The sequence below is a fragment of the Paenibacillus sp. TSA_86.1 genome (assembly GCF_052691815.1).
On sequence record NZ_JBQZGE010000007.1, the window covers coordinates 164,813 to 178,717 of the forward strand.

Sequence of the window (13,905 nt, forward strand, 5' to 3'; positions counted from 1 at the left end):
TGGGGGAGAAGTGTAGAACAGGCGTGTGCTCCGGTGTAAAATGAATTGTAATTTGAGGTAATTCCGGGCATAACGTGAACACAGATGGGGAGCGTTCCTCTGCGCTGATGTTATTTTCGGAAGGCCTGTGCTTGGGGCGTATTGGCTTTCAACGCGTGCTTTGCGAACGTAAAAATATAATAATCCAAACAGAACTAAGGAGTGGAACACCACATGTCGGCTACTGAAAAAAATGAAACACTTCGCGTAATTAGCGAACGCCACGCAGTCAAAAAGTACGAAAAAGGGTTCGTATTGCCTGAGGCTGACCTGAACGCAATCTTGACCGCAGCTTCCGAAGCCCCGTCTTCCTGGAACCTGCAACACTGGAGATTCCTCGTGATTGAATCCGAAGCAGACAAAGCAAAATTGCTTCCGATCGCTTACGGTCAAACACAGGTGGTTGACAGCTCCGTTACGATTGCTGTTCTTGGTGATCTGGAAGCGAACCGCAATACATTCATCTACGATCAAGCTGTTGAAGCTGGTGCACTGCCTGCTGAAGTTCGTGACGCATTGGTGGGTCAGATTAACGGTGCTTACCAAAGCCCGCAAATCGCTCGTGATGAAGCGATCCGCAATGCTTCTTTTGCTTCCCAGAACATTATGCTGGCAGCACGTTCCCTGGGTTATGACACTTGCCCCATGGGCGGATACAACCCACAACAATTGATCGAAGCTTTCAACATCCCTGCACGCTTTGTACCAACATTGCTGATCACTGTAGGTAAAGCTGCTGAGCCAGCTCGTCCGTCAGGCCGATTCCCATTGTCCGAAGTAGTTGTAAAAGGTTCTTTCTAAGTCCACCTAAACGTGGATTATAAGCAATGATATTCTAAGCGAGTACGACCTTTTTATAGAAGGGGAGTGCTCGCTTTTTTGTTATTTTGACACTTTAGACTGTGCTATCACGGGATAATAAAAGGTCCAAACCCACACCAGACCACACTAAGACTGAATATTAAAAAACCCGCACCCTTCCTAGGGAAGGAAGGTGCGGGTTTTCGCGATGTTACACTTTTGCATAAGAAAAACTCTACTTCTCCGGTGTCTCCGGGATTTGCGGTGTCGTGAAGGCATTCATATGCTCAATTGCGTTGTACATCATCACCGCAGCATCAGCGCGAGTAATGGCTTGTTTCGGATTAAACTGTCCATTCGCATCCAATGTGCTGATTTTCAGCACTAGGGAACGCTGTACTGCACCTTGGTACTCTGGCGTGAGCTCTTTTTCGTCCGCAATGTCTACTGGCTGGATTTTGATCATAGGCAGACCGCCTTTAGCTTCAATGGCTTGCATGAGGAACAGGGTATACTGTTCACGGGTAAGCGGTTTGGACGGATCAATATTTTGCGGCAGCTTGACGCTGTTGTACTGTGCACGGATGAAAGCATCACTGTACCAGACGCCATCTTTTACAGCAGAGAAATAATCACTGGGCACAGGCATTTTGATAAAACGAATGGCATTCAGATTCAGATCCAGACCATCCACAATTAGTTGAACACCTTGTGCTGTATTCAGCTGTTCGGATGGCTTGAACAAGTTGTCACTAACCCCCTTGATTAGTCCATCCTGATGAAGAGATTCAATCTTGTCTGCGCCTGGAACGCCTTGAATATCCGTAAATTTAGACGGTGCAGCATGGAGTGGGCCTGCACTTAATGAGAGTGTAAGCAAAGCTCCTGCGGTGAGAGCAGCAATCCTGTTTTTCTTCATTTTCGGTGTCGCCTCGCTTTCCGGGAAGTTCATATCCCTTTGTTTTAAAGTGATTTGCCTCTATAGACGCCCCTTTTGTTCAAAAGGTTGCTTCAACCTATTTTTAATCCCGAAGTGACCGGGGGAGCTGCGGCTTCCAGCAGTAGGGATTCGAGGAACATGATTAATTATTGCCTGCGAAATCCGTCTGATTTACGTAACAGGGGCGGTTGATGTATGGGTCTCATTGTTTGTATTATGGTGAGAGCAGAGAGTGGAGTAAATGTTGCAAAATTTCGGTAAAAAACGGAAAAAACGTTTGACAGTCCTATAGACTGCCTTTATTATACGTATATAACTTACTAAACAGGTAGGAATAATAAAATTGACTGATGGTTTTGCGGAATTGGTCATGACAGACTCATGAATGCAAACATTAGAACAGCATAACGTTCTCACCGTATAGACGGAGGAACACCGCAGTGCATTTTACCGATAGAGCATACACGACCTTAGGGGGGCGGTATGACTTGATGAGGGGAAGAGTGCGCAGGGGGTTCCTCCGTCTTTTTGTTTTTTTTCGGGTGCGTAACGCTGTTCTGCCAACCTGTAGTTGATCATGCAAGTTTATATCGGGGGGAGTGTAAGATGATGAAAAAGAGAGTTCACAAAGGAATTCTGCTTGGGCTGGCACTGGTGTTAACAGGGGTGCTGGCGGCTTGCGGATCAGATCAAGGCGGATCGAATGCAGCAGATGCAGCAACAGGAACAGGGACAGATGGCAATAAGGAAGGAAGCAAAGCGATTGAACTGCTCAACGTCTCCTATGACCCGACACGAGAACTTTATGAGGAATATAACAAGGCATTTGCTGCGCATTGGCTGAAAGAGAAAGGCCAGGAAGTGACCATTAAACAATCTCACGGAGGTTCGGGGAAACAGAGCCGTTCCGTCATTGATGGACTGGATGCAGATGTGGTTACGCTGGCGCTTGGCTATGATATTGATGCGATTGAAGATAAAGGTCTGATTCATGCAGGCTGGCAGGATAAATACGAGCATAACAGCTCACCGTACACGTCCACGATTGTCTTTCTGGTGCGCAAAGGCAACCCAAAAGGCATCAAGGACTGGGATGATCTGATCAAAGGCGACACCCAGGTCATTACTCCGAATCCGAAGACATCGGGCGGCGCACGTTGGAACTATTTAGCGGCATGGGGTTACGCACTGAAACATAACAACAACGATGAAGAGAAGGCAAAGCAGTTCGTGGCAGAACTGTTCAAACATGCTCCTGTGCTCGACTCGGGTGCTCGTGGATCAACAACGACATTTGTGGAACGTGGCATTGGCGATGTACTGCTGGCTTGGGAGAATGAGGCATTCCTTTCCGTAAAAGAGTTAGGGCCGGACAAATTCGATATTGTTGTGCCCTCCATCAGCATTTTGGCAGAACCCCCTGTGGCGATCGTGGATAAAAATGTAGACAAAAAAGGCACTCGCGACGTGGCGGATGAATATCTCAAGTACCTATATAGCGAAGAAGGCCAGACGATTGCTGCCGAAAATTACTACCGTCCTACGCTGGATAGCGTGAAAGAGAAGTTCAAGGATCAGTTTCCGAAGCTGGAGCTGTTTACGTTAAAAGATGTCTTTGGTACTTGGCGGGATACCCAGGCCAAACATTTCAAAGATGGCGGCATCTTCGACCAGATCTACGTGCCGGGCAGTTAAGGACAAAAGGGCAACAGCATTTAAAAGTGAGCAAAAGAATCAATCAAGGCAAACCAATCAATCGAAGTACCCAAGCGAAGCAAAAAATCAAAGCAAAAAACCAAAGTAAACAAATTGGGCTGTACGGGGCCAACCAGCCTGACCGGCTGACGGCGGAGAGGATGAATAGGCATGAGTAAGGGAATCGCGATCCGGGGAAGGCGAACATTGCCGGGATTCGGATTAACGATGGGGTACAGCGTGTTATATCTGAGTCTGGTGGTAATGATTCCGCTGACGGCACTATTATTCAACTCCACCGGATTAACCTGGGCAACAATGGTGGAGGTGGCTACCAATCCAAGGGTGCTGGCTTCATTCCGGGTCAGTTTCCTGACAGCCGGTGCGGCGGCTTTAATCGACCTGTTTCTGGGTTTGCTCTTGGCCTGGGTGCTGGTTCGGTATGAATTTCCCGGTAAACGATTGTTCGATGCGGTCATTGATCTTCCTTTTGCACTGCCCACAGCCGTAGCCGGGGTAGCCCTGACCGCGATCTATGCCGGAAACGGATGGATCGGACAATTTGTCGAGCCGCTGGGCATCAAACTGGCATATTCTCAGGTAGGGATTACCCTGGCACTTATGTTTATCGGTATTCCGTTTGTCGTACGTACCGTACAGCCTGTACTGGAGGAGCTTGAGGCTGAGGTGGAAGAGGCCGCGGCAACGCTGGGTGCAGGGCGATGGAGGATATTCCGTGCCATTTTGTTGCCGGATCTGATCCCCCCGCTGCTGACGGGGTTTGCGTTAGCTTTTGCAAGGGGCATTGGTGAGTATGGTTCCGTGGTATTTATTTCAGGCAATATGCCGATGAAAACAGAAATCGCGCCGCTGCTCATTATGGCGAAGCTGGAGCAGTTTGATTATGCAGGAGCTACAGCCGTAGCTTTGCTGCTCTTATTGATCTCGTTTATCCTGCTGCTGATCATCAATTCCCTTCAACGCTGGAGTCGTAAGGCGGGAAGGGTGTGATTGCGGCGGAATGAAATGTCAAAAGATCAGTCGATAACTTCTCATTCTAACTTCACATTCTGTCCGTGCGGCTTGCCCATTCGTGGTGGCCCGGACGGAATTCACAGCCACTCTGTGGCGCACTCACCCAAACCGAAGGAGGTGTATCGATGGCGGGTTCTGTCCCTCTTAGTCCTGTTCCACCTGTAAAAACCGGCCGTAGAACGAATCGCGCGACTACAGAAGCGCCTTGGGTAAAATGGCTGCTGATCGGACTTGCGAGTCTCGTCCTGATCTGGCTGCTAATCCTGCCGCTGGTCATTGTGCTTATGGAAGCGTTGAAGCAAGGCTGGGGTGTTTACATCGCTGCGCTGACGGAACCGGATGCTTTGTCTGCACTGAAGCTGACTCTGCTCGTTGCCGGAATCACTGTTCCGCTGAATACGATTTTTGGCGTGGCGGCGGCCTGGGTTATCACCAAATTCCAATTCAAGGGTAAAGGTCTGCTAATTACCCTGATTGATCTTCCCTTTTCCATCTCGCCTGTGGTTGGCGGTTTGATCTTTGTCCTTGTGTTTGGTTCAAATGGATGGTTTGGCCCATGGCTGGCCGAGCATGATATCAAAATCATTTTTGCTCTTCCCGGGATTGTAATTGCTACCTTATTCATTACCTTTCCTTTTGTGGCGAGAGAGCTTATTCCGCTGATGGAGGATCAAGGCACCCGGGAAGAAGAAGCGGCTGTAACGCTGGGAGCCTCCGGGTGGCGCATCTTCTGGAGTGTGACATTGCCTAATATTAGATGGGGCCTCTTGTATGGTATCATCCTCTGTAATGCGCGTGCTATGGGGGAGTTTGGAGCCGTATCGGTTGTGTCTGGTCACATCCGTGGAGAAACGAACACCTTGCCGCTACACGTTGAAATTTTGTATAACGAATATCAGTTTTCGGCTTCTTTCGCGGTTGCTTCACTGTTGTTGATTCTGGCTTTGGCCACGTTGCTGATCAAAAGCTGGCTTGGGCATAAAGCCGTTTCAGAAAAGGCATAACGCGGATCAAGCGCACTCGCAAACAGCCCGGAAAAGCAGCTGTAAATTGGGATCAAAATATCAATTGACAGCTGCTGGAAGCCCTGATATTGTATAAACCAAGTATATAGGTTGGATAAGGATGAATTATAATTGAACTTATGTAATACAGGTGAGCACAGGAATACAACGGGTGGTAAACCCGAGAAGAGGAGGCGGCTCAAGTGGCTAAGCCGTTAAAAGTGGATGAGGTATGGTTGAACCGAATTGCCGGGCAGCTGGATGACATGGAGTTTGGTTCATTGCACATCGTGGTACATGAGGGGCAGATTGTGCAGATGGAGCGAACCGAGCGCAAGCGTTTTGAAAATACATCCTCAGGCAGCGCCTCCAAATCCGGCAATACGGCCAGAAGCAGCTCTGCCCGTTCCGTTCGTGGATCAAACGCGAGTGCCAAAGGATAGTTTAGTTCTATATCTGTGTTACATGGTTACTTCTAAAAATAAACAGGCTGTCCCTGTCGTCATGTTGACTTAGGGGCAGCCGTTTTTATTTGCGTCTGGGTACTAGCGGGAAAATGTTGTACCTTTGAAAAGCTGTAACTTTAAAGAGTGGAAATTTTGGCAATTGCCTTTAAACTTGTTATTTATCAGATGCCGAACCCGATCTGCGGGGAGGAGCAGGGGGAGCGGTATCTTCCTCAACAGGCTCATGTACTGGCATAGCTATATTGCTGGCACTGTCATCCGTTTCAGTGTGCCCGGCGTATGGACGTTCACTGCGGGAGCGTGATCCGGTTAACCCGAAGCCTGAGGCAAACAGAATAAGTTGCAGGGCGAGCGCATATGGAGCCGCGGCAAGTCCGATCAGGTGAAGCAGAGAGCACAGTGCAATCAGAAGTGAAAGCCATTTGACCAACGTGCCTGATGTGCCACGCTTTGGACTGGCCCAGAGCAAGTAACCATAGAGTATCGTAAGCATAAGGGAAATGGCTTGAATCCATGGCAAAAGGCTGTTCCAGGTATTTATAGACGTACCTGCAATCCGCTGTGTGTAGAAGAAGTTTCCGATCAAAATCGCAGTGGCTGCCAGTGCAACCGGTTCGGCGGCAGGTCTGAGGATTGTCCAGATCGCACGGCCCCAGTGCACCGAATTGTTACTCCGGCTGAGTTCGTCCGATAGTGCGGTGCATTCCCGCTCAAGTGCTTTATGCATCAAGGTAAGTCTGGCTGTATCTTCATTTTTGACACAGTCACGAATCTGATCTTGGAGCTGTGGGGAGAGACATGAGGCTGTTTTGCAGGCTTGCATTGCTTTTAACAGTTCGTGGTGCTCCTGATCGTTTGTTTCCTTTTTCCTTTGTTCCCAAATGGTAAGTCGTCCCAATAGACCTGTGCTTATGTATAATGTATCTCGTAACCTCTGCATGCGCCGTGCATGGCTGCGACGAATTTCTGTAGCCGACCACAGATAAACGGCCAGAAGCAAGGCAATCACACCCAGTAGTATATACGTAGCATCGGGATGTGACGACAGGTTATCCAACCAACGTTGAAACACAACTTTTCCTCCTTTACAACCAACTTGACGTATGTGGAACATGCTTTACGCAAGCTATCTCTCACTATTACACAGGAAGTGGATGAATTCAAGCAGGTAGAGGGATATCATTTCTAAACGGATTGTAAGCATAATTCTATCCATAAATAAAAATATTTTTGTTAGACTTCCTTTTTCCGACTTTATATTACAAATATCGACAAAATATGTGATTGATTTAATAGATTACAAAATATATTATTAAGTGTCCACAGAATTATTTGTATAAATGTGGAAGTAAAAGTCGAACTAGGAGGAATTTTGCTTGAGAAGTTTAAAGAAAGTATTTTTATTGTTATTAACACTTTCTGTTCTACTTGGGAACTTTGAAGCTTCAATTGGTTTTGCGGCTTCAGGAAGTGATGGTGGGGACACCTCGAATCCAGTATCTCCAAAACAACAGCAAGCCAGCGACATAACGAAAAATGTTGAGACAACGCTCGTTCCACCCGAAGAGAATGAAAGCGATCTAACAAATGAAGAAACATCACCTGCAGAGGAACAAGAAGGAGAAGAGGTTAAGCAAGAAGAACCATTGCCTGAAGAAAAACCTGTGCAAGTCAAGATTCCAAGAAATGATGTAGGCGATATTATAAACAATATTAGCAGTTTTGAAGACGTACATAAGAGTAACAGGCCACGAACCAAATTTTTGGTTCGTCTGAAAAAGGAATTCTCGGTTCAACTTCCTTCACCAATTGAAGGCGTTGGTCAGGATATGCTAAATCAGAAAAGCATGAGAACTCAAAGTATAGTACCGGAAGTACAGCCTAGCTTAGATCAGGATTTAGATAACAAGCTTGATCTGTATAATGTAAAAAGTTTAGAAAGTGTAAATGCCCTATCCATGGATTTAAATAGTGAAGAGGTTAATCTTCTCTTGTCTGATCCTAAGATAGAGTCGATTGAAGAAGACAAACCTATCGAAATTGCTGCCGATCAAGTCACAGAAGTAGAGGATAAATCGGTAAAAGAGAGCGCACAAACGATTCCGTGGGGAATTCATTCCACTGGCGCGTACATACTCCAGTCCAAAAAAGGAACGGGCGACCATGTTGTAAAGGTAGCTGTATTTGATACAGGAATTGCCGAACATCCGGATCTCAATATTGCCGGAGGTGTGAGTTTTGATGAGTCGTCAACCAGCTACACAGATGATAAAGGACATGGTACACATATAGCAGGTACAATTGCGGCAATCGACAATGGAATCGGCGTAGTGGGTGTCTCCCCGTCCACAGAAGTGTATGCAGTTAAAGTCATGGATGGTGCGGGGAATGGTTATACGAGTTCGGTCATTCAGGGTATAGAGTGGGCGATCAACAATAACATTAAGATCATCAATATGAGTTTTGTTGCATCGCAATACAGCGATGCGTTACATGAAGAGATTTTGCGAGCAAAAGAAGCAGGAATCATTATTGTAGCAGCAGCGGGTAATAGCGGCTTAGGAGAAGATACAATTAAGTACCCAGCCAAATACCCTGAAGTTGTTGCAGTTGGTGCAGTTGACTATTCCCATCACCGAGCAGATTTTTCGAGCACAGGTAATGAATTGGATCTGGTTGCACCTGGATTCGGAATTATTAGTACAACGATGGATGGTTCATACGGAGTTTCCTCAGGAACCTCAAATGCTGCGGCACATGTAACCGGGGCGGCAGCGCTGATATGGAGCCATAATCCTTCATTGTCTAGTGAAGAAGTTATTCAGAAAATGTATGACACGGCTACACCTCTGGAAGATGCCCATGAAACTGGCCGTGGACTTCTCAATGTGGCTAAGGCAGCAGGTGTTATTGAAGGTTCGATTGCACCGCTTTCAGAGGAAAACTTATCGGGTTTGAATACGGTGATTCCGGTTGAGCCTGAAGGAGAGATTTCTACAGCTTCATACGATCTGAAGAATAATGGAGCTACGATTGAACCTGGACAGTCCGTGACCGTATCGCTTAAATTGGAAGGCGATCAGACTGGCAGCAATCCACACCGACAAATCATTGTTGAGGTGACGGCAGCTTCTAATCCGAACAGTATCATTGCAACACAAACAATAACTAATCCAAGTTTGAATGTGGATATACCGTATACTTGGCGCACAACTTCTTCGACGCCAACAGGAACGTATTATATCAAGTATCGATATCCGAATGTGAGTTCCGGAAGATTCGATGACACATTTATCATTAATGTTGCACAACAAGGGCCTGGACAAGACACCTATGAACCTAACAATACAATTCTTACAGCCAAAAGTGTAAATCCGGGAAATAGTTATATTTCGTATATTTCATCAAGTAGTGATATCGATTATTACAAACTGACGTCCGATAAAGACGGAGAAATCTCCATTACGCTAGATATTCCTTCTTCTGTAGATTATGAGATGGATATCTATAATGAATCGGGAATTCAGGTCGGTGAATCTTCTAACGGAACGGGTATAGCTGAACGTATCGATTTTGAGGTCACAGCTACCAAGTCATATTACATTAAAATTACGGGGTTCAGTGGCCAATTTAGCACTTCGCCTTACACATTGACACTGAGTAATATCACCACCCAGGCCTATAAGGCACCTACAGGGCTTGAGGCAGTACCTAGTGCGACAAGTATTAAGCTATCCTGGGATAGTATGCCGAATGCTACATCATATGTCGTAAGACTGGACGGAAGAGAAGTTGAAACAGTTAATGCGAGTCCATACACTTTCAGTAGTCTTGAGCCGTTGAAGGCATATAAACTTGAAGTTGCCGCAGTTTATGCGGGAGGTAAAAGTTCTTTTTCATCCATTCAGTCATCAACAACGATTCCTGAACTATTTGTTTCAAGACCAGAAGATATTGATCAGCCTGCGGGCAGAGATCAACTATACAGTTTTACACCAGCGACAACAGGGGTATATCGTATCCGTACCAGTTCATACCAAGGATCGGGCCCTGAAGTTGACACTGAGTTGTCGATCTATTCCAGCCTTCAACTTACGAAGCAAATGGCTTCTAATGATGATGCCAATGACTCGGTATTTTCAGAGATTACCATTAGTCTTATTGGTGGACAAACCTATTATGTGAAAGTAAATGGGTTTGATACAACACCGTTACGAGCAAGGATAACAGCAGATGTTGTTAGTTCAAGTATTCCTTATATTTATCTGAACCAATCTCAGGATATCAATGAACAAGCAGGTAATAGCAATGTGTATGTGTTTGTTCCTGCAACCAACGGTAAATTTAGAATTGCTACAAGCAAATACAATGGTAATGCAAATTCCAAAATCAATGACACGGAATTAAATGTTTTCTCGGATGCAGATATGCTGACTCCGATTACGAATGGATACAATGATGACAAGGGAGACTCTGTATACTCGGAAGTCATTGTTAATCTCAGTGCGGGTACACCGTATTACATCCGAGTGAACGAAGCGAACAAAAGAAAGGTATTTGCCAGACTCCAGGTTACTGCTGCAGGGCAGACCGGATTCGACTCTCTGAAACTTGGTGAAGCAACAAGTCTGTCCAGACCGAGTGGTGAGGAAGCATACCTTCAGTTTACGCCGTCCACAACGGGCAAATATCGTTTCTTCACATCATATTATCCAGGCAGTAATGAAGTGAATGATACACATCTTGCATTATATAGTGATCCAGAAATGGAACGACTTCTGGATTCCAACGATGATGTGAAAGGATACAGGCCTTATGGAGATTTATTTTCCAAACTGGAAGTGAATCTGAATGCAGGCACTACCTATTACTTGGCTGTGAGCAGCTTTGGTTCTGCACAAGGATTACGTGCGCAACTTACTGTAGAGAGTATGGCACATAATACAAGAGAAACAGCACAGGTTGTTCCATTTGGTGAAGTGATCACCCAGGATCAATCGGGCAATGCGTTGTCCATCTCTTCTCTTTATGATGTAGATTACTACAAAATTGTATTGAGTAATCCTGAGCAATTAAGTATTGTATTGTCTGAAGGTGAAGGCATTCTGGAGGATGAGAGTGGCTTTACTCTGAGTATCTCCAATTCCGAGTCCATGCAAGTTGTGGATCTGTATGCTGGAACATACTACCTTAAGGTAACGTCTGGACAATTCAGAAACACGTTTAAGCCATATATCTATGATTTGTCTGTTGATATTAACAGAGTGGAGTACCAGAACTGGCTTGTAGAAGATGAAGAAGAAGAACTTGTAGCGATGATGCGCGCAATGGCTAAGACGAGTGCCAGAGCCAGAAATGATGAGTGGTTAGATGCAACTCCGGGAGCAAAAGATAACTCAGCTACGATATACTATCGTGTGAAAACCCCAAATCAAAAACTGTATTTTGAAGTTAGAACAAAAAGTGGTGCTCAACTTGTTTATGCCGCATTTAAAGAAGGTAATTTCAAAAAAGGTCAGGAAGTTCCAATCGTTTGGAATGGTCAAGTAGTGACATTTAACAAGGATAAGGTGTTATTTTCAAAATATGCAAAAATTAAGGGGAAAGATACGTATTGGGCCAAAAATGGGTCATATGATATCATTATACACAGGTACAATGATAAGGATCTAAGCCGTAAAGATACACAAATGGCAACGGTTGTTGTCAATAATGATCCTTTGCTCAAATTAAATAGCGTTCCTCTCCCTCCAAGGAAACACGCTGGTACTAAAAACCTTATTAAGGCTGGAGAAAAGGATAACTGTGATGAATGTGAAGTTTACTTCAATAGGTATGTATATAATCCAACAATCAGTCATAGAGACCTTCAGTATGTTACTTGGTTTTCAGCAGTTTATGGACCAACCGGACTTGAACAATTCTGGGCTGGTGCAGAAAAACTTGTGCTGTGTAGAAATCTTAAAGGATTAGAATTAGTGCATTGTACACTAGAAAAAATAGGAATGATTCCTATCTTAGGTGAGCCAATAGATGGGATTAATGGAGTTATCTATTTGATAGAGGGTAACACTGCTGAGGCTTTATGGTCTGCCGGATCAATGATCCCAATTGCGGGGAATGGAATAACAGGATTTAAGACTGTTAAGAAGATATATAAAAGTTCCCCATGTGGATGTATGCCGGAAGGAACTTTAATTCAGACTAAGAATGGTGAAGTTCCTATTGAAAATATTAAAATAGGAGATCTTGTTCTAGCCAAGGATACTGATAGAGGCATACAATCATACAAACCTGTAGAGAAACTGTTTGATACAATCTCGGATGAGATTTACATTCTGAAAATTGGAAAAACGAATGTTCGAACAACTGGAAACCATCCATTCTGGATAAAAAATCGTGGTTGGGTGCCCGCGGATGAATTATCTGTTGGCGATCAAGTTGAATTACAAGATGGTTCCTTGAAACCGATTAGTTCTATTGAAGTCAAATACGGAACTGTGAAAGTTTATAATTTCACAGTGAGTGACTTCCATACTTACTATGTTTCGGAAGCAGGAATCCTAACTCACAACCTTCAAGATGTATGTAATGTTGATAAATATATAAACCTAAAAACTAAAGTTAAGGATCCCATAGGTAGTAGCAATGGTGATAAACTAGCTAATGAGATTGAGAAAGCAACGGGTATGAAGAGACCTAAAGATTGGGATGCTCATCATATTGTTCCGGTTGGTTGTACCAAGGCGCCCTGTGTAAAGTTACAGGAGATATTCAAAGATTTAGGCATAGATTTGAATGCTTCTGCCAATGGAGTTTATTTACCTAAAGACAAAGGGAATGCAACTACAATTATTGATGGAACAACAATGGCGACCCACAACGGAGGGCATGCAACGAGCTATTATGAATTTGTGCTCGGTAGAATTGGACCAGTTAAAAATAACAAAAATAAAGTAGAAGAAGAGCTTCAATGGCTTCGTAAGGAACTCATGTCAGGGAGATTGAGAATAGGAAACCTTGGAAAAAATGGTGAATCTTATGTGCCTTAAGCCCTTGAATCACTCTATTGTTTATTGTAATTTATATTTTTAATGAATAGGATGTGACTCTTTGAAAGTATATGAATTGAGAAATGACGATAGTTGCATGGAAATAAATTATATTGATCGGAAACATGAACTGGGTTCAGATTTCAATGGTGATATTAAAGGTGAAATCTGGACTCCTACAAAAGTTAAAACAGTAAGTAAGAAAAAATATAATGATTTTCCCAGGTTATTCCCGGGGGTACCCATTATAAAAAAATATATAAAAGAAGTATTTGAACCTTACATTACCAACGATGTTGAATTCCTGCCATTATTTCATGATGATTTTGAACTATATGTATTAAATATCACCAATGTACTTGATTGTGTAGATTGGACTCGTTCTGATGTAAGAACGTATAGTGACGGAGAATGGGCAGATTTTAATAAATTGGTGTTTGATTTCTCCAAAATACCTGATGATACGTATATGTTCAAAATAAAAGAAACTGCTACTGTACAGGTTTTCGTTACGGACTTGTTCAAATCAGTTGTCGATGAACATAAATTTAAGGGCTTGAATTTCTCTGTGGTATACGACTCTGAATTTACCCAAGAGAAGGAAGAAGAACAACAGCGTTTATACGATGCTGCACTTGAAGAGATTGAACGCAACAAAGGACAAGAATATTCCTATGAAGAAGCCCGTGAGCTAGTGGATCAGGGCGAAGCTATGGCGAGCGGTCCGTGGAAGATGCAATTGAACAAGCATGGCCAATTCGTGCAGGGTGAGCTGATGAAAGATTTGTCTTATCAATGGATGATCCCAGCATATATTCCACCAATGTTACTGTTACAGTCCTGGCATAAAGTTAAGAAATTAGAAATTTAAT

At 44.2% G+C, this 13,905-nt stretch carries 9 protein-coding genes; 7 read left to right on the plus strand and 2 right to left on the minus strand.

Features of this window, described 5'->3' with window-relative positions; all coding sequences use genetic code 11:
* Positions 1–213 precede the first annotated feature (213 nt).
* Positions 214–840, plus strand: a complete 627-nt coding sequence (locus ACUTVW_RS16080; RefSeq protein WP_445646739.1) for a nitroreductase family protein — start codon at positions 214–216, stop codon at positions 838–840.
* 235 nt (positions 841–1,075) lie between these two features.
* On the opposite strand, the gene ACUTVW_RS16085 is transcribed toward ACUTVW_RS16080, so the two are convergent.
* Positions 1,076–1,759 carry an S-layer homology domain-containing protein gene (locus tag ACUTVW_RS16085; RefSeq protein ID WP_445646740.1) on the minus strand — a complete coding sequence of 228 codons (684 nt, stop codon included), beginning with the start codon at positions 1,757–1,759 and terminating at the stop codon, positions 1,076–1,078.
* Positions 1,760–2,389: 630 nt separating this feature from the next.
* Between ACUTVW_RS16085 and ACUTVW_RS16090 the strand changes: the two genes are divergently transcribed.
* The 4 genes from ACUTVW_RS16090 (at position 2,390) to ACUTVW_RS16105 (ending at position 5,957) form a co-directional block, all read left to right on the plus strand.
* Positions 2,390–3,475, plus strand: a complete 1,086-nt coding sequence (locus ACUTVW_RS16090) for a sulfate ABC transporter substrate-binding protein (protein ID WP_445646795.1) — start codon at positions 2,390–2,392, stop codon at positions 3,473–3,475.
* A gap of 171 nt (positions 3,476–3,646) precedes the next feature.
* A complete protein-coding gene (gene cysT / locus ACUTVW_RS16095) occupies positions 3,647–4,486 on the plus strand; it encodes a sulfate ABC transporter permease subunit CysT (RefSeq protein WP_445646741.1) in 840 nt (279 codons plus the stop codon).
* Between the two features lie 149 nt (positions 4,487–4,635).
* Positions 4,636–5,514: a sulfate ABC transporter permease subunit CysW gene (cysW, locus tag ACUTVW_RS16100; RefSeq protein ID WP_445646742.1), complete on the plus strand. Its 879-nt coding sequence runs from the start codon at positions 4,636–4,638 to the stop codon at positions 5,512–5,514.
* Positions 5,515–5,717: 203 nt separating this feature from the next.
* Positions 5,718–5,957 (plus strand): YezD family protein, encoded by a 240-nt coding sequence (locus tag ACUTVW_RS16105; RefSeq protein ID WP_110898208.1) that lies wholly within the window; start codon positions 5,718–5,720, stop codon positions 5,955–5,957.
* A gap of 178 nt (positions 5,958–6,135) precedes the next feature.
* Here the strand turns inward: ACUTVW_RS16105 and ACUTVW_RS16110 are convergent, their stop codons facing one another.
* Complete coding sequence (locus ACUTVW_RS16110) at positions 6,136–7,053, minus strand: hypothetical protein (protein ID WP_445646743.1); 918 nt, start codon at positions 7,051–7,053, stop codon at positions 6,136–6,138.
* 304 nt (positions 7,054–7,357) lie between these two features.
* On the opposite strand from ACUTVW_RS16110, the gene ACUTVW_RS16115 reads away from it, so the two are divergent.
* Positions 7,358–13,033 carry a S8 family serine peptidase gene (locus tag ACUTVW_RS16115; RefSeq protein WP_445646744.1) on the plus strand — a complete coding sequence of 1,892 codons (5,676 nt, stop codon included), beginning with the start codon at positions 7,358–7,360 and terminating at the stop codon, positions 13,031–13,033.
* Between the two features lie 61 nt (positions 13,034–13,094).
* Positions 13,095–13,904, plus strand: coding sequence for an imm11 family protein (locus ACUTVW_RS16120; protein ID WP_445646745.1), 810 nt, complete (start codon positions 13,095–13,097; stop codon positions 13,902–13,904).
* Position 13,905 lies beyond the last annotated feature (1 nt).

Excerpts from the sequence above, each read along its gene's own strand:
- ACUTVW_RS16090 (WP_445646795.1), top strand. The coding sequence starts at position 2,390 with ATGAAAAAGAGAGTTCACAAAGGAATTCTGCTTGGGCTGGCACTGGTG.
- cysT (WP_445646741.1), top strand. The coding sequence starts at position 3,647 with ATGAGTAAGGGAATCGCGATCCGGGGAAGGCGAACATTGCCGGGATTC.
- ACUTVW_RS16080 (WP_445646739.1), top strand. The coding sequence starts at position 214 with ATGTCGGCTACTGAAAAAAATGAAACACTTCGCGTAATTAGCGAACGC.
- ACUTVW_RS16085 (WP_445646740.1), bottom strand. The coding sequence starts at position 1,759 with ATGAAGAAAAACAGGATTGCTGCTCTCACCGCAGGAGCTTTGCTTACA.
- cysW (WP_445646742.1), top strand. The coding sequence starts at position 4,636 with ATGGCGGGTTCTGTCCCTCTTAGTCCTGTTCCACCTGTAAAAACCGGC.